General features: G+C 71.4%; 16 protein-coding genes. 8 read left to right on the forward strand and 8 right to left on the reverse strand.

Features of this window, described 5'->3' with window-relative positions:
* Positions 1-33 precede the first annotated feature (33 nt).
* Positions 34-414 carry a hypothetical protein gene (locus tag NBT67_RS15045; RefSeq protein ID WP_251342579.1) on the forward strand — a complete coding sequence of 127 codons (381 nt, stop codon included), beginning with the start codon at positions 34-36 and terminating at the stop codon, positions 412-414.
* Between the two features lie 15 nt (positions 415-429).
* Here NBT67_RS15045 and pdxS read toward each other — a convergent pair whose 3' ends face one another.
* The gene (gene pdxS / locus NBT67_RS15050) at positions 430-1,329 is read right to left on the reverse strand and encodes a pyridoxal 5'-phosphate synthase lyase subunit PdxS (RefSeq protein ID WP_251342580.1); all 900 of its coding nucleotides are present in this window, start codon (positions 1,327-1,329) and stop codon (positions 430-432) included.
* Between the two features lie 117 nt (positions 1,330-1,446).
* On the opposite strand from pdxS, the gene NBT67_RS15055 reads away from it, so the two are divergent.
* A complete protein-coding gene (locus tag NBT67_RS15055) occupies positions 1,447-2,181 on the forward strand; it encodes a DUF1405 domain-containing protein (protein ID WP_251342581.1) in 735 nt (244 codons plus the stop codon).
* 54 nt (positions 2,182-2,235) lie between these two features.
* Here NBT67_RS15055 and NBT67_RS15060 read toward each other — a convergent pair whose 3' ends face one another.
* Entirely contained in the window at positions 2,236-2,919 is a 684-nt protein-coding gene (locus tag NBT67_RS15060; RefSeq protein ID WP_251342582.1) for a hypothetical protein, read from the reverse strand.
* A gap of 123 nt (positions 2,920-3,042) precedes the next feature.
* Here NBT67_RS15060 and NBT67_RS15065 point away from each other — a divergent pair, with 123 nt between their 5' ends.
* Entirely contained in the window at positions 3,043-4,089 is a 1,047-nt protein-coding gene (locus NBT67_RS15065; RefSeq protein ID WP_251342583.1) for an enolase-like domain-containing protein, read from the forward strand.
* Here NBT67_RS15065 and NBT67_RS15070 read toward each other — a convergent pair.
* Positions 4,086-5,006, reverse strand: coding sequence for an HFX_2341 family transcriptional regulator (locus NBT67_RS15070; RefSeq protein ID WP_251342584.1), 921 nt, complete (start codon positions 5,004-5,006; stop codon positions 4,086-4,088). The genes NBT67_RS15065 and NBT67_RS15070 overlap by 4 nt on opposite strands.
* A 103-nt stretch (positions 5,007-5,109) precedes the next feature.
* Between NBT67_RS15070 and NBT67_RS15075 the strand changes: the two genes are divergently transcribed.
* Positions 5,110-7,236, forward strand: coding sequence for a protein kinase domain-containing protein (locus tag NBT67_RS15075; protein ID WP_251342585.1), 2,127 nt, complete (start codon positions 5,110-5,112; stop codon positions 7,234-7,236).
* Positions 7,237-7,252: 16 nt separating this feature from the next.
* Here the strand turns inward: NBT67_RS15075 and NBT67_RS15080 are convergent, their stop codons facing one another.
* Positions 7,253-8,080 (reverse strand): MOSC domain-containing protein, encoded by an 828-nt coding sequence (locus tag NBT67_RS15080; protein WP_251342586.1) that lies wholly within the window; start codon positions 8,078-8,080, stop codon positions 7,253-7,255.
* Between the two features lie 109 nt (positions 8,081-8,189).
* Positions 8,190-9,602, reverse strand: coding sequence for a DUF6498-containing protein (locus NBT67_RS15085; RefSeq protein ID WP_251342587.1), 1,413 nt, complete (start codon positions 9,600-9,602; stop codon positions 8,190-8,192).
* Positions 9,603-9,778: 176 nt separating this feature from the next.
* Between NBT67_RS15085 and dnaG the strand changes: the two genes are divergently transcribed.
* Positions 9,779-11,173 carry a DNA primase DnaG gene (dnaG, locus tag NBT67_RS15090; protein ID WP_251342588.1) on the forward strand — a complete coding sequence of 465 codons (1,395 nt, stop codon included), beginning with the start codon at positions 9,779-9,781 and terminating at the stop codon, positions 11,171-11,173.
* A gap of 67 nt (positions 11,174-11,240) precedes the next feature.
* Here the strand turns inward: dnaG and NBT67_RS15095 are convergent, their stop codons facing one another.
* Together NBT67_RS15095 and NBT67_RS15100 are read right to left on the reverse strand one after the other, a co-directional pair.
* The gene (locus NBT67_RS15095; RefSeq protein WP_251342589.1) at positions 11,241-11,654 is read right to left on the reverse strand and encodes a GNAT family N-acetyltransferase; all 414 of its coding nucleotides are present in this window, start codon (positions 11,652-11,654) and stop codon (positions 11,241-11,243) included.
* Positions 11,651-12,961: a DUF92 domain-containing protein gene (locus NBT67_RS15100; RefSeq protein WP_251342590.1), complete on the reverse strand. Its 1,311-nt coding sequence runs from the start codon at positions 12,959-12,961 to the stop codon at positions 11,651-11,653. Before NBT67_RS15100 ends, NBT67_RS15095 begins: the two co-directional genes overlap by 4 nt.
* A 107-nt stretch (positions 12,962-13,068) precedes the next feature.
* On the opposite strand from NBT67_RS15100, the gene NBT67_RS15105 reads away from it, so the two are divergent.
* The 3 genes from NBT67_RS15105 (at position 13,069) to NBT67_RS15115 (ending at position 15,347) form a co-directional block, all read left to right on the forward strand.
* Complete coding sequence (locus tag NBT67_RS15105) at positions 13,069-13,677, forward strand: undecaprenyl diphosphate synthase family protein (protein WP_251342591.1); 609 nt, start codon at positions 13,069-13,071, stop codon at positions 13,675-13,677.
* Between the two features lie 87 nt (positions 13,678-13,764).
* On the forward strand, positions 13,765-14,691 hold the full coding sequence (locus NBT67_RS15110) for a DMT family transporter (RefSeq protein WP_251342592.1): 927 nt from the start codon (positions 13,765-13,767) through the stop codon (positions 14,689-14,691).
* Positions 14,691-15,347, forward strand: coding sequence for a helix-turn-helix domain-containing protein (locus NBT67_RS15115; protein ID WP_251342593.1), 657 nt, complete (start codon positions 14,691-14,693; stop codon positions 15,345-15,347). The genes NBT67_RS15110 and NBT67_RS15115 overlap by 1 nt, the downstream gene beginning before the upstream one ends.
* Here the strand turns inward: NBT67_RS15115 and NBT67_RS15120 are convergent.
* Positions 15,344-16,246 carry a mechanosensitive ion channel family protein gene (locus tag NBT67_RS15120; RefSeq protein WP_251342594.1) on the reverse strand — a complete coding sequence of 301 codons (903 nt, stop codon included), beginning with the start codon at positions 16,244-16,246 and terminating at the stop codon, positions 15,344-15,346. The genes NBT67_RS15115 and NBT67_RS15120 overlap by 4 nt on opposite strands.
* Between the last annotated feature and the right edge of the window lie 34 nt (positions 16,247-16,280).

The raw sequence follows: 16,280 nt of genomic DNA on the forward strand, positions 1-16,280 counted from the left end.
AGACGTATTCTCCCCGACGGCCGTCTCCGAGACGTGGACTCGAACAGCCTGCCGATGGTCCCCGACCTCCACGTCGTCTCCAAGCCGGTTCGGTACCTCGTCCTCGGCGTCCTGGGTGCCGGCGTCCTCCTGTTGGTCGTCCTGGTGTTGCTCGGCATGGCGAGCACCCCGACGGTCACGCTGGAGGCGACGGTCGTCGACTCGGTGCCGTCGGAGACGGCGGCCGAGGACGTGCACTCGCTGTCCGGATTCGCCGACGACAGCCCGGTGCGGGCCGTCGTCGAGGACGCGCTCCGAACCGGCTCCGCGTCCGTGGAGGCGACGACGGCGGACGTTCGTGACGCGGACGTTCCGTCGACCGAGTTCTACGTCAGACACGACGGTCGGGTGGTCCGGGTCGTGATCGATTCCTGACCGGGCCGGCGTCCGTCAGACCCCGCGACCCTGCAACTGCTCCTCTTCGGCCATGTCGGCGTTCGACTGCCCCTTCATCCCCCGGCCGACGTTCGTCGCGATGTCGGCCAGGCGTTCGGGGTCGTCCCAGTTGTTGACCGCCTCGACGATGGCGGTGCCCATCGCCTCGGGGTTCTCGGCGCCGAAGATGCCGGAGCCGACGAAGATGCCGTCACACCCGTGGTGCATCATGAGCGCCGCGTCCGCGGGCGTCGCGATGCCGCCGGCGGCGAAGTTGACGACCGGCAGGCGCCCCATCTCCGCCGTCTCGTGGACCAGGTCGCGGGGCGCGCCGTGTTCCCGCGCCCACCGCTCGCGCTCCTCGTAGGCCATCCCGTCGAGTTCGCGGATGGCGCCCTTGATGGCGCGCTGGTGGGTGACCGCCTGGTTCACGTCGCCCGTGCCCGCCTCGCCCTTGGTGCGGATCATCGCCGCGCCCTCGTCGATGCGGCGGAGCGCCTCGCCCAGGTTCCGCGCCCCGCAGACGAACGGCGCGGTGAACTCCCGCTTGTCGATGTGGTACTCGTCGTCGGCGGGCGTGAGCACTTCGCTCTCGTCGATCATGTCCGCGCCCTTGGCCTCCAGGATCTCCGCCTCCTTCCGGTGGCCGATGCGCGCCTTGCCCATCACGGGGATGGACACCTCCTCCAGAATCTCGGTGAGCGCCGCGGGGTCGGCCATCCGGGCGACGCCGCCGCGCTTGCGGATGTCCGCGGGGACGGCCTCCAGGCTCATCACCGCGACGGCGCCGCAGTCCTCCGCGATGCGGGCCTGCTCCGCGTTGACGACGTCCATGATGACGCCCCCTTTCTGCATGCGGGCGAAGCCGCGCTTCACCAGTTCCGTGCCGCGCCGCAGTTCTTCGAGATCGGTCATACCCCCCGTTACGGGGGGACCTACTTAACGGCGGGCATCCGGAAGATGTTGCCATCGCCCCGGCCCCGTGTGGCCGTGACCGCCACCGATTTACCGGCCCGCTCCCTCCCACCGACAATGAGTTCCGGGTCGGAGTCGGTGACGGGCCGCATCGCCACCCTCGTGGACGGCGACGGCCTCCCCACGCCCGACTCGCTCCCCCGGTGGCTCGCGCCGCTCCCGCGACCGGTCGAGAACCTCGGCCTCTCGCTCGCGTGGGCGGTGGTCGCCACCAACCTCGTCGGAACCGCCTTCGGCTTCTGGTACTACCGCTTCCAGTTCGCGGCCGAGCCCCTCGTCATCTGGCCGCTCGTCCCCGACAGCCCCGTCGCCACGCTCTTCGTCGCCCTCTCGCTCGCCCTCTGGAAACTCGGCCGGTCGAACGAGACGGTGAACGCGCTGGCCTTCTTCGGCTGCTGGAAACTCGGCCTCTGGACGCCCTTCGTCCTCCTCGCGTTCGCCGACGGCTTCCTCGCGACCACCCCGCTCCCCATGTACGCGTTCCTCCTCGGGAGCCACCTCATGATGGTCGTCGAGGCGTTCGTGATCCACCGCTACAGCGACTTCCCCGTGGGCGCCGTCGCCGTCGCCGCCGCGTGGTACGGCCTGAACGACCTGGTGGACTACTTCCTGCCGCTGGTCGGCACCCCCCACCACACCCTGCTCCCGGGCCAGCGCATCGTCGACGGCACGATCACGCACGTCTCGCCGAGCCACGAACTCGCCGCCGCCGGCGCCGTCGTCCTGACGCTCACGGCGACGTTTCTCACCCTGGCGACGCGGGTGAAGAAACTGGAGGTCCGATCACGGTAGTTCGGCGCGTGCGGGACCCGTCGCTCGACGACCGCCCCGGCGCCACCGCCTCGCTCAGTCCTCGGCGTCGCCGCCAGGGTCCTCCTCCGGCCTGCCGGTCTGGAGTCGCTGGGTCGCGAGCACCTGTCCGATCCGGAGCACGAACTCGAGGAGGACGAGAAAGAGCAGGTAGAGGAGAATCGTCTCCCACTGTTCGGCCATCGCGACGACGACGTCGACCGGAATCTCCGTGGGGAGTGCCGGCGAGCCCTCCAGGATCAGCGCCCCGAGGATGCCCAGCGGAAGCATCTTCGCCAGGTCCTGCGAGAGGTTCTGGCTGTAGTACGCCGTCACCCTGATGGCGGTCACGATGGCCATGGCCGTCACGAGGAGGAGGCGAACGTCGATGCCCGGCGCCAGGAGGACGACCAGAAGCAGGTAGAACACGTACCAGACCATGGTCAGGACGGGGTAGACGACGAGGTACTCGACGACGTAGAGGGCGATTCGGACGACGTTGCCGACGCTCTCGACGCTCCGCCCGACGACGCCGCGGGCGTACCGCCGGAACCGGAGTTCGAAGATGTCCCGTCGGGCGACGAAGCGATAGAACTCGAAGATGAAGATGAGGTAGACGACGATGACGACGGCCCTGAGGACGAGTGGCTCCCAGGTGCGGAGGGCGACGTCCGGCGAAACCGGAACCGGGAGCGGTATCTGCTGGAGGAGCGTCGACGGGATGATCGGATCTGGATGCATGGATCTCACTGCTCGCGCACGGCACGAGATACATTGCTACGCTGTCAGGAAGGATAACCGTTGGTGGTCGGCGAGACGCCGACGCCGGCGTACCGTTATTCCGCTGGCATCCGTAGCGGGGATATGGCCCTGTACGACCGCCTCGCGGACCTCCCGCTCCGGGTCGGCCGCGAGACACGGACGCGACACGAGCGTGACACCTCTAGCGGGTTCACCCGCACGACGACCGTCTTCGAACTCCACGGTGACGGCCACGTCGGCCGCGGCGAGGACGTGACCTACGACACGGAGGATCACGACGCGCTCGCCGAAACCGACTCGCTCGTGCCCACCGGCGAGTTCACGTTCGACGAGTTCTCGACCGCGCTGGACGACGTCGACCTCTTTCCCACCGGGGAGCCCGAACAGCCCTCCGCGCACCACTACCGGCGCTGGGGAGTCGAGAGCGCGGCCCTCGACCTCGCCTTGCGGCAGGCCGACACCGACTTCGCGTCGGCGCTGGGACGCGAGCGCGACCCCCTGAACTTCGTCGTCAGCACCCGCCTCGGCGACCCGCCGACGACCGATCGGGTCGAGGCCATCCTCGACCGCCATCCCGACCTCGGCCTGAAACTCGATCCGACGAGCGACTGGGACGACGAACTCGTCGCCGCCCTCGCCGACACCGGCGCCGTCCGCCTCCTCGACCTCAAGGGTCACTACGTCGGAACGACCGTGGATCAGCCGCCGGATCCAGCCCTCTACGAGCGCGTGATCGAGGGGTTCCCGGACGCGGTGATCGAGGACCCGGCGCTCACCGACGGGACGCGCCCGGTCGTCGAATCCGCGAGGGACCGCCTCTCGTGGGACGCCCCCATCACCGGCGTCGAGAGCGTCCGAGACCTCCCCTTCCCACCCCGGTGGCTCAACGTCAAGCCCTCGCGGTTCGGGACCGTCGAGTCCGTACTGGAAACCATCGAGTACGCCCTGGAGCGTGACGTGAGGCTCTACGGCGGCGGTCAGTTCGAACTCGGCGTGGGCCGGGATCACATCCAGACGCTGGCGTCGACGTTCTACCCCGACGCACCGAACGACGTGGCACCCGGCGGCTACAACCTGCCCGACCTGCCCGCGGATCCGCCGGGGAGCCCGCTGGCCCCGAGCGACGACGCGGCCGGACTGGACTTCTAGTCGCGGACCGGCACGTCCTCCCGGTCGGCGTGGGCGCGCACCCACAGTTCGCCGATGCGGGAGAGCCGCGTCCGGTAGGACTTCCCGTGTTCCTCCTGTTCGATGTAGCCCTTCCCACCCGGGCCGAGGCGGTCGACGTTGTAGATGACCTTCGACCGGAAGCTGTCGGTGTACTCCTCGCCGAGTTCGGCCGCGAGGGCTTCGGCGAGTTCGGAGACGGACTCGAACTCGCCGTGGTCGCCGAGTTCGAACAGGATCACCTCCTCGAACGGCTTGACGTTCGAGAAGGAGGCGACCGGGAGTTCGACGATGTGGTTGTCGCCGATGCGCTTGGCGCCGATGGTGGTGCCCCGTTCGTCGAACTCGTCGAGGAGTTCGGTCGTCCCGTCGAGGCGCTCGCGGACGCGCTCGTCGTCGACCGCCCCCTCGTCGAGGAGGCTCCGCAGCAGGTCCCGGTTCGCCCGCAACTCCTCCGCGAGTTCCGTCTCCAGGTACTTCTCGGGGGCGGTGTAGTAGGTGTGGATGCGGTCCCGGTCCGCCTGCCGTTCGAGGGTGATGGAGTGGGCGGCGGTGGCGAAGGCGAAACTCACCGGCCGCGGCATCGAACTCACGTTCACCCACACCTCGCCGTCCGGCGCTCCCTCGTCCAACTGGTCGTTGATGAGGTCGAAGGCGTCCTCGAAGGCGGCGTCGTAGTCGTAGACGTCCTCGATGACGACGCGCCTGGTCTCGGCGCCGAGCAGGTTCCGGAAGTCCTGCTCCAGTTTCTCCGAGATGTTCCGCGAGTACTCCACGTTGGCCTCGCTCCCGACGGCGCCCTCGAGCAGGATGACCCGGTCGACGTCGAACTGGTCGCGGATCAGCGGCGCGATCAGCCGGTCGTAGTCGAAGCCGACCGGGACGATGTGGGTCTGCATGACCGGTGTTCGGGCCGGTATCTGTAAAAAGGCCAGTTTCCGTGCCGGACGCCGACCCCGCCCGCGGTAGGTCTTAGTGTCACTCGTCCGTACGGTCGTGGCGATGGACCGAGAGCGAGCGGAGGCCCTGCGGCGCCGCGCCGAGCGCGAGCCGGAATCGGTGGCCCTCGACACGGTGCGGACGGGGCTGTCCGCGGACGACGGGGAGATACGCAACGCGGTCGCACACGCCCTCGCCCGCGTCGCGGAGGCGGACGCGGAGCGGGTCGTCGACCTTCTGGACGCCCTCGTGCCGTGTCTCCGCGACCGGAACGACCACACGCGCAACTACGCGACCTTCGCGTTCAAGCGCGCCGCGACGGTCGATCCCGAGACGGTGGGCCGATATCTCGGCGCGCTCGAACCGCGCCTCCGGGACGGCGTGGGGGAGACCCGGAACTGCGCGGCCGACGCGTTCATGGAAGTCGCGGCGGCCGTCCCGGAACGAGTCGGACCGTATCTGGAGGCGCTGGGTCCCTGTCTCGCCGACGACAACGAACGGACCCGCAACTACGCGACCTTCGCGTTCTCCGGGGTGGCCACCGTCGACCCCGAGCGAGTCGCGGAGTTCCTGGATTCGCTCGCACCCCGCCTCCAGGACGAGGACCCGAAGACACGCGACTGTGCGGCGTTCGCGTTCAAGGAGGTCTCGAAGGCCGACGCCGAGGCGGTGGGCGGCTACCTGGCGGCGCTCGAACCCGCTCTCGGGGACGGCCGAGCGGCGACCCGGAACTACGCGGCGTTCGCGTTCAAGGAGGTCTCGAAGGTCGACGCCGGGGCGGTCGTCCCCCACCTCGACGCGCTGGCGCCCCGCCTCGGCGACGACGACGGGACGACCCGTCACCACGCGGCGTTCGCGTTCAAGCAGGCCGCGAAGGCCGACGCCGGGGCGGTCGCGCCCCACGTAGACGCGCTCGCCCCTCGCCTCGGCGACGACGACGAGACGATCCGCAACTACGCGACCTACGCGTTCGGCGCGGTTTCGGAGGTCGATCCGGAGCGGATCGCCGAGTATCCGGGGGCGCTCGCCTCCCGTCTCCGCGACGAGAACCAGCACACGCGATACTTCGCGGCCGGGACGCTCGCGACGCTCGCGGAGTCGACCGTGGACCCGGTCGTCCCCCACCTGGAGTCGCTCGTTCCGCTCCTCGGCGACGACTTCGCGGACGCCCGTGAGATGGCCCGGTCCTGCCTCGCGACCGTCGCCGCGGCCCGCCCCGGTGCCGTCCGGGATCTGTTCGACCGGGCCGATCCGTCGCATCCGGCACACGACGCCCTCGAATCGATCCTGCGGGAGGCCGACCTGCCCCGCCGGATCGACCCGGATCGCGTCGCCGCGGCCCGCCCGGACGGCGACGAGATCCCGTCCGCTCCCGACGTGGCCGTCAGCCGGGACCGCGTGATCGACGAGCGTCACATCGGGACCGGCGGCAACGCGGTCGTGCTGGAGGCGACGGTGACCACGTCCGCGGAGTCGGTGACGGTGGCGATCAAGCGACCGCGGACGAGCGGGACGATCCACACCGAGACGGTCGAGCGCCTGCTGGACGAGGCCGAGACGTGGGCGAAACTCGACGATCACGACCACGTGGTGGACGTCGTCGACTACGGCGCCGACCCCGTCCCCTGGATCGCGATGGAGTACATGGACGGCGGCCACCTCGGCGACCGCGCCGCGGACATGGACCTCCCCCAGAAGGCGTGGACGGCGCTCGCGGTGACGCGGGGCGTTCGGCACGCCCACCGCCACGGGGTCGCCCACCTGGATCTGAAACCGGACAACGTCCTGTTCCGGCGGGTCGACGGCGCGTGGGACGCCCCGAAGGTGGCCGACTGGGGCCTCTCGAAACGGCTGCTCGATCGATCCACGAGCCCGGCGGGGCTCTCCCCCACCTACGCCGCCCCCGAGCAGTTCGACGACGACTACGGCCCGACCGACGACATCACCGACATCTACCAGCTCGGCGCCGTGTTCTACGACCTGTTCACCGGCCGACCGCCCTTCGAGGACGAGCCCTCCAGCGCGACGTCTCGGATCCCGGAGGGGCCACCGGCGCCCCCGAGCGAGGTGGCCCCCGTTCCGTCCGAACTCGACGACGTCCTCCGCACGGCGCTGGCGACGGAGCGAGCGGAGCGGTACGACGACATCGTCTACCTCCGGGACGCGCTCCGCCGGGTGATCGAGGGATGACCGTCGGGGTCCCCGATCACTGCTCCCGGTCCCGTTCGGGCACCCGGACCTCGTCGCCCACCGAAACCGTCCGCCCCCGACTCGCCTCGGGCACCCGCGCGATGAGCATGACCGTGTAGTTGTGGGGGAACGCCTCGGGGTCGGCCCACTCCGGGAAGGTGGCCGCCCGGCGCTCGACGAACCGCTCGCGGAACCCCTCCAGCGGCTCGCCCGTCTCGGGGTCGCGACTGGGGACGACACACCGCGCACAGGGCTCGGCGCCCTCGAATCGAACCGCGTCGTCGCCCGACCCGACGACGAATCCGGGGGCGTCCTCGCCGACGAAGCGGTCCTCCCAGAACGCGGGGACGCCCCCCACCTCCACGTTGGCTCGGAGGCGGCGGCGCGCGCCCTCGACGGTCACGTCCTCGAACCACGACGCCACCGCCTCCAGGGTCGCCGTGCTGACGACCGACGGGCCGGCGTCGGGTCGGTCGACGAACGCCGGCGGTTCGCGGCGGCGGAGTTCGACGGGATCGCCGACGAACCCGGAGAACCACTCGCTGGCGGCGGCCCGTCCCGCGTCGGTCGAGAGGTCGAACGCCCGGCTGTCGTCGTCCGTCTCGACGGTCAGCGTTCCGTCGTCGAGGCGGGTCCGCACGTCGTGGACGCGGTCGGTCTGCTTGCCGTTGTAGGCGAGCGTCCGTACGTCATCGCCCGTCTCGATGGCGTCGGCGGTCGGGTCACACATGGCGTACTCGCGGTCGCCGGCGACGGTGCCGGCCGCCGTGATCCGGACCGACTCGGCGTCCGCGCCGTCCAGTCCCTTGATCGGATACCGCCGCAGTCGCTCGACGTGTGCCATGTCGGCGCTACGGCGGAGGGCGACATAACGGTACGCGTCCCGGTGGCCCGCGAGCCGCGGGGCACCGGGACCGCTTCGGGTCGACGCCGACGGCCTCACGATCCGAACCTCAGATCCGCGAGAGCGCCGCCCACACCAGGACGCCGACCGGCAGCAGGAGAAACGGGCCGACCGCGACCCCGACGCCGGCGGCCGTGGCCGCGTCGACCTGCGGCGCGAGCACGAGTCCGGCGGGAACGGCGAGGAAGGCGAGCGCCAGGAGCGAGGCAGCGACGATGGCTGCCGGATCGCGCTCCGGGCGGTCGGTCCGCTCGACCGGGAGGTCGAGCGTCTCGATGGCCTCGTCGGCGTCGGCCACGGGGCCGATCTGGACGTCCCGACCGTCGGCCGACGCCACGTCCGCGACCGTGAGCGTGTCGGTGCCGCGGAGCCGGTCGACGATGGCGTTTTTCACCGAGAACTCCGTCGACGGCTCGACCGGCACGATCCACTGCGGCGCGTCGAGCAGCGCGTCGTACGCCACCAGGTCGTCGCCGCGGCGCCGGTACTCGACGGTCCCGTATCTGAAGTAAACCGTGAGGACGCGCCCGACGACGACCCCGAGAACCGCGAGACAGCCGGCGGCGATCCAGACCGGCCGCCCCGCGAGCGCCGCGATCCCGAGCAGGGCGAGCGCGCCGAGGCCGAACCGGGTCGCGAAGCCGAAGGCGATGGCCGGGACGCTCCACAGCAGGACCGACCGCGCGTCGACGGTCACCCGTCCCCGGACCGGCGCGTCCGGAACGTCGAGTTCGGGCGGCGGCTCGCTCGCGTCGACGGCGAATCGCTCCCCGAGTCGGAGGATCGGCCGCCCGACGTGGTCGGCGTAGAAGCGATACGCCGACGCGCCGGCCTTCGCGACGACGACCCCGAGGAGGAGGGCGACCCCGCCGGCGCGGCCGTCGACGGCGAGGAGGCCGACCGAGAGGACCACCACCCCGAGCTGTGCCGGCGTTCGCAGCAACTCCTGTGCCGACGCCGTCGCGTACTCCCGGCCGCCGACGTACTCGACGCGGAAGTCCCGGACCTGCGCGACCACCAGGGCACCGATCCCCAAGAGGAGATCGAGCGAGAGCGCGACGCTCGGCCCCGCCGTTCCCAGGTAGAGAAGCGTCAGCGGGAGCGCGGTCACGGCCCAGAACCCGACGACCGAGAGCGCGAACGGGACGTTTCGGGGGTAGATCGGCGGCCACCCCGCCCGCGGCCGCCAGCCGCCGCGCTTCTCGCGGAGTTCGTGTAGCGGTTCGAGCGACCCGGGGACGCCCGGCGAGCCGCGCTCGGCGAACAGCGCCTTCACTGCGGCCATCACGACCGTCGCGAGCGCCTCCACCCAGTAGACGAGCAGGAGCGACGTGAGGTCCCAGCCCCAGGCCACGACGCCGACGAGCGGGAGGAGGTTCGCCCCGACGACGACGCTCATCCCGGCGACGGCGGTCACGGGGAGGGGAAGCGCGTCGGAGAGCCGGTCCCACGGGCGTCGCATACGCGAACACGTGCGTCGGTTCGGGTATGTATCCCCCGAATCGCGGCGGAAGCGGCCGTCCGGCGGGGACCCGGAGTACGACAGGTATTTCCCGCCTGCCCGAAAAGTATATAGGCGTACATGGGTCGCCCCATGTCGTCATCATCACCATCATCACCCCCCAGAGGGGATCATCAATGGACGACACAGCAAAATACCTCATTCACGCATCGATCGCGGCCGACGGCGTGGTCGAGCGGAGCGACGTCGTCGGCGCCGTCTTCGGGCAGACCGAGGGGCTGCTCGGCGACGAACTCGACCTCCGCGACCTCCAGCAGTCGTCGAAAGTCGGCCGGATCGACGTCGAAATCGACAGCGAGAACGGCCAATCGTTCGGCCGAATCACCATCGCCAGCAGCCTCGACAAGGTGGAGACGGCCATCCTCGCGGCGTCGCTGGAGACCATCGACCGCGTCGGCCCGTGTCAGGCCTCCGTCGAGGTGACGAACATCGAGGACGTCCGCGAGGCCAAGCGCCGGAAGGTCATCGACCGCGCCAAGGAACTGCTCGCGGGGTCGTTCGACGAGAGCGTCATGGACTCCTCGAAGATCCTGGAGGAGGTCCGCGAGAGCGTCCGCATCGACGACATCACCGAGTATCGCGGCCTCCCCGCCGGCCCGCGGGTCGACGACGCCGACGCCGTCATCGTCGTCGAGGGCCGGGCGGACGTGCTCACGCTCCTCCAGTACGGGGTCAAGAACGCCGTCGCCGTCGAGGGGACCAACGTCCCCGACGCGGTGGCGGACCTGACCGAAGAGCGGACCGTCACGGCCTTCCTCGACGGCGACCGGGGCGGCGAACTCATCCTGCGCGAACTCGCCCAGGTTGGCGACGTCGACTACGTCGTCTTCGCGCCGGAGGGGCAGTCGGTCGAGGACCTCGACCGCCACGAAGTCATGTCGGCGCTCCGCGACAAGACGCCTTACGGCGACCTCTTCGAGGGGGACGAGAGCCCGCCGGCGCCCGCCGCGGTCGAGGACCAGGCCGAGTCGGTCCCGACCGCCGCCGTCTCGGTCGCCGCCGCCTCGTCCGTCGCCGAGACGTCCCGCTCCGAGGCCGGTGGCGACGGGTCGGATGCCGACGGAGCCGGAACTGGCGGGTCGGACGCCGACGCCCCCGCCGACGAGGGGCGGGAGGACGACGAGGCCACCGGACCCGACGAGGCCACTGGACCCGACGAGGCCACCGGACCCGACGACGGGACCGCCACCCAGGGGTCCCGCGACGAACCGTCGACGCTCCGCGGCCACGTCCGTGCGGTGATCGACGACGAGACGGGGTCGGCACGCCTCCTCGACGACGACTTCGCGGCCACGGGGACGGTGCCCGCGGACGACGCCTTCGACGCGATTTCCGGGGCCGAGACGGCGCCGTACGCGGTGGTCATCGACGGCGAACTCACCCAGCGATTGCTCGACGTGGCCGCCCAGCGCGGCGTCGAACACGTCGTCGCCCGGTCGTCGGGGGAGATGGTCAAGACGCCAGTCGACGTGCGGGTGCGGACGGTCGACCAGCTGGCGACCGCCGAGTGACGGCGGTACGGTCGCGCCGTCACTCGCCGACCGCCGACCGACGGCGGTACTGTCGCGCCCTCCACACCTACCGCCGGTACAGTATCGCCGCCCCGTCCTCGAAGAACTCCGGGAGACGACGCACCTCCTCGAAGCCCCGGCGCCGGTACAGCGACCGCGCCGCCTCGTTGTCGGGGGCGACGGTGACCGTCACCCGCTCCGCGTCGGTCGCACACGCCGACAGCAGCGCCGTCGCTCTCCCCTCCCGCCGGTGGTCCGGGTCGACGACCAGTTCCGCCACGTAGGTCGTCCCGTCGCCGGGCACGGCGAGCAGGTAGCCCACGGGGTCGTCGCTCCCCTCGGCCGTCGCGACCAGCGCCGTCGCCGGCGAGAGTTCGCCGTCGGCGAGCGCGCCGTCCAGCAACCCGGGACTCGGCTCGCGGAGGTGCGACTGGAGGCGGGCGAGCGCGGCGGCGTCGTCCGGCCGTGCGGCGCGGATCACAGCAAGAGGGCGAGGCCGGCGCTCACGACGGCGCCGGCGAGGGTGCCGAGGAAGTTGACCGTCTGGTTCCCGATCCGGCCCCCTTCGAGCGTCGCCCCGAGGAGGCTGTCGACGGTCATGCCGGCGACGCCGCCACAGACGACGGCGAGGGCGGCGAGTCGGGGCGCATCGAACGCGAAGAAGCCGACGGCGACCCCCGAGACGACGGCGGCGCCGACGACGCCGACGACGTACCCCTGCCAGGTCACCCCGCCGTCGGTGCCGGGGTCGACCCGCTTCAGGGTCGTGATGAGTCGCGGTTCGCCGAACAGCACGCCGATTTCGCTGGAGAGCGTGTCGCTCATGGCGGCGGCGAGGGAGCCGGTGAAGGCGAACCGAAAGAGGTCGGGGTTCATGGACACGCTGCCGCTGGCGGCGAAGCCGATGACGGCCACGAGCGCGACGGCGGCGTTGCCGAGGACGTTCCCGCTGCCTCGGGCGCCCTCGTTGTCCTCGGCGACGCCCCGCTGTCGTTTCTCCTCGTAGCGGTACTTCGCGGAGAGGCCGCCGATGCCGAAGAAGGCGATGAGGATCGCGAACCACCCGACGCCGCCGAAGACGATGGTGAGGAGGGCGAGCAACACGCCGGTCACCATCCCGGGCACGGAGGCGGTGCCGGTGCGATAGGAGAGGTAGCCGAGGGCGACGGTCACGGCGAGGGCGACGCCCACCTCCGTGAGGCCCGCGGTCACGCCGATGGCGTCGAACAGCCACAGCAGGAGGCCGGTCGAGAGCATCACCAGCGGGTCGTCGCGCTCGTAGAGCATCGAGCGCAGGAGCGCCGCCACGAGCGCGCCGGCCGCGGCGAGGAAGATGGCGGCGGGCAGCGACGGGGTCGTTCCGAGGTTCCACCCGACGATCAGTTGCCCCGCGAGCGCCGCCAGAAAGGCGGCGAGGCCGAAGCCCGCGGCCGAGCGCGCCGGATCGCTGTCCACCCGCTCGACGGCGCGAGCCCCCACCTTGCCGTAGGCGACGACGAGGACGGCGGCGACGAAGACGCCCGTTGGCATCGACTCCCGGGGTGCCGTCGACAGGATGGCGAGTCCGGTCGCCGCGAGCGCGAAGCCCGCCAGGCCGTTGAGCCGGCCGTCCCGACGGTCCTGTGGCCGGGCGAAGAGTTCGAACACCGGCCCCTCGTCCACGACGAACGCGGCGAGGAGCGCCACGATGGCGAAGGGGGCGGCGGCCGCACGCCCCAGTTCGGGGGCGGCGAGCGAGAGCGTCCCGACGGCCGCGAACCCTCCTGCCCGCCGAAGGGTGGACGTCACACCCTCCGGTATCCCCGACGGCCACTTAACGCTCCCGACACGCCCCGCTGGCGTCGGCCAGTCCGCCGAATCCGTGGGCTTTTGCGCCGTCGGATCCTGGTTCCGCCGTGGGACTGTACGACCGCTATCTCGCGCTCAGACAGCGAACCCACGACGGCGACCCCCCCGGCCACGTCGCCCTCGTGCTCACCGAGCGCGACCTGCTGGAACAGGGGGCGTACGACCGCCTCGAACGCGTCCTCCGCTGGGCCTTCGAGTACGGCGCCGAGCGCGTCACCGTGAGCGTGAGCGTCCTCGACGAGGCGGTGGTGCCGACGCTGGAGCGCGAACTCCGCTCGGTCGACGCGCCCCGACCCGTCGCCGTCCGGGCCCCCGACGACACCGAACCCGCCGAGGCGCCCGTGCAGATGAACGTCGGCCTCGGCGGCAAGGGGGAGTTCGCCGCCGCCGTCCGCTCGCTGGCCGAGGAGGTGGACGCCGGCCGCCTCGACCCCGCGGACGTCGACGAGGCCGACGTCGAGCGCCGCCTCGTGTTCCCCGACGAACCCGACCTGCTGGTCAAGACGGGCGCCGAGCGCCTCTCCGATTTCATGATCTGGCAGTCCGTCTACTCGGAACTCTACTTCACGGACGTGAACTGGCGCGACGTGCGCAAGCGCGACTACCTCCGGGCCGTACTCGATTACCAGAACCGCCAGCGCCGGTTCGGACGGTAGTCCGAACGCCGGCGCCGCGAGGCTCCCACTTAAGCGTGTTATATGCATATCCGGCAGGTAGTTGTCCCCGGACCGACTGGTGTGGGTATGGACGGTCGGATCGCGGACCCGGCGGAGGGTGCCGGCGTCGCGCTCGTCGTCGCCGGCGCGGCCCTGTTCGGGACGCTGGGGATCTTCGGCGAGGCGGCGCGTCTCGTCGGGCTCTCGACGGCGACGCTGCTCGGCGTCCGGTTTCTCGCCGCCACGGCGATCCTCTGGGGGTATCTCGCCCGGCGGCCGGGGTCGGCCCGTCTCGGCGGCCGGACGCTCGCCGTCGAACTCGGCCTCGGGCTGGTCTACGGGGTGATGTCCGTCGCCTACTTCGAGAGCCTGGCGTGGCTCTCCGCGGGCGTCGCCGCCCTCGTTCTCTTCACCTACCCGGTGCAGGTGACGCTCGTCTCGGCGGCCGTCCTCGACGAACCGGTGACGGTCCCGAAGGCCGTCGCCCTGCTGTCGGCGCTCGGTGGCGTCGCGTTGGTGGCCGCCACCGGCGGCGACGGGGTGCGCGTCGCCGTCGCGGGGCTGGCGCTTGTCGGGGTGGCGTCGCTCGCCTACACCGTCTACTCGACGGCCACCCGGGTCGTGGTCGAGACGGTGTCGCCGCTCGTCCACACGGCCCACGTGTTCCTCGGCGTGACCGTCGTCGTCCTCGGCTACGGCGTCGTCACGGGCTCGCTCGCGGCGCCGGCGACGAGGGCCGACTGGCTCCTGATCGCCGGCATCACCCTCGTCGGGACGCTCCTGCCGATGGTGCTGTTCACCGCCGGGCTGGCGCGGATCCCGGCGAGCACGGCCAGCATCGTGAGTACGAGCGAGCCGCTGACCACCGTCGTCCTCGGCGTCGCGCTCCTCGGCGAACCGCTCACGGCGTCGGTCCTCGGCGGCGGCCTCCTGATCCTCGCGAGCGTCGTCGTCGCCTCGCCGGCCGTCGAGCGGACGCTGTGCGACCGGCTGGGATCGGGGGTGATCGGCTGATGGGCGGTCTGACGGCCGTCCTCCGGGTGGAGCATCCGGACCTCGCGCTGACCGAAACCGTCGCCGCGGACCCGAGCGCGACGATCCACCCCGTCCGGGAGGCGGGCACCGACGCCGAGTCGGACGACCACCACTTCGTCGTCCAGTCGGCCGACTTCGAGCGCTTCGAAGAGGCGCTCGACGCCGATCCGACCGTCGAGACGTTCGCGCGGGTCACCCGCCTCGGCGACGAGGTGCTCTACCGCGTCGCCTACACCTCGCGGGCCATCCTGTTCTCGCCGGAACTCACCCGGGCCGACGGCCTCGCCCTCGACATCGAGAACGACGGCACCGGGTGGACGATGACCGTCTGGCTCCCGGACCGGGAGCGACTGGCGCGGATCTGGGCGTTCGCGGAGGATCACGGCGTCGACGTCCGCCTGCGCCGGATCGCCGACGGGGTCGATGCGGTCGACGGCGCCGCCGACGCCGCGGCCGACCTCACCGCCGCACAGCGGGAGGCGCTGCTGACCGCACTCGACGCCGGCTACTTCGAGGAGCCCCGCGAGGTCACGCTGGGCGAGGTGGCGGCGGCCCTCGACATCTCGCAACCGGCGGCCGGTGGCCTGCTCCGACGGGGGATCAAGCGGCTGCTGCTCGCGACGGTCGCCCGCTAGCCGTCGCCCTCGCCCGCGTCGTCGACGTCGATCCGTCCCTGCAGTTCCCGCTTCGAGGCGGGGCTGATCGTGATGCCGGCGGCGTCAAGGCGGGCCTTCGCCTCGCGGGCGTAGGCGGACCGGACGGCGAAGACGTCCTGTCGTCGCGGGTCCTCGATCCAGTAGTGGACGCGACAGACGACCGCGTCGCCGCCGAACTCGTCGACGTAGGCCTTCGGCGTCGGCTCGGCGACGATGTCCTCGACGGCGGCCGTCGCCTCGGTGAGGGTGTCGAGGGCGTCGCTCACGTCCGCCTCGTACGCGACGCCGACGTGGTCGACGATGCGGCGGCGCTTCCGACCGTACGGGCGGGTGATCGCCTGTCCCGTGAGGACCGTATTGGGAACCGTGATGAGTTCGCCGTCCGGCGTCAGGACGCGGGTCACCCGGAGGGTGATGGACTGGACGGTTCCCTCGCCGTCCGTCCACTCGATGTAGTTGCCGACGTTGAACTCGGGGTCGGCGACGAGGACGAGGCCGCTGACGATGGAGCCGATGACCGTCTGGCCGGCCACCCCGATGGCGAGCGTCCCGGCGGCGATGACGAGCGCCGAGTCGCCGACCAGGTCGCCGTACCCCGCCGTCCCCGCGGCGACGAAGAAGGCGACCACGAGGACGACCAGGCGGACGTACCGCCTGACGGCCTCCCTGAGCGTCGGGTTGTTCCGGTTCCGACGGCGGACGAACCGCGCCACGAGGGGTTCGACGACGAACCAGCCGACGAGGACGACGGCGACGAAGCCGGCCAGAAACCACGCCCCGCGGCGGAGGACGGGCCAGTAGTCGGTGAGTCCCTCCGGTCCGACGACGGGGGGTGGCGTGGTCGTCACCTGTGCGAGCGCCGGTGCGAGGACGTGCATACGGGTCACTCACGCCTGGAGGGTACAAAGGTCC

The organism is Haloplanus sp. GDY1 (assembly GCF_023703775.1).
Classification (GTDB): domain Archaea; phylum Halobacteriota; class Halobacteria; order Halobacteriales; family Haloferacaceae; genus Haloplanus; species Haloplanus halophilus.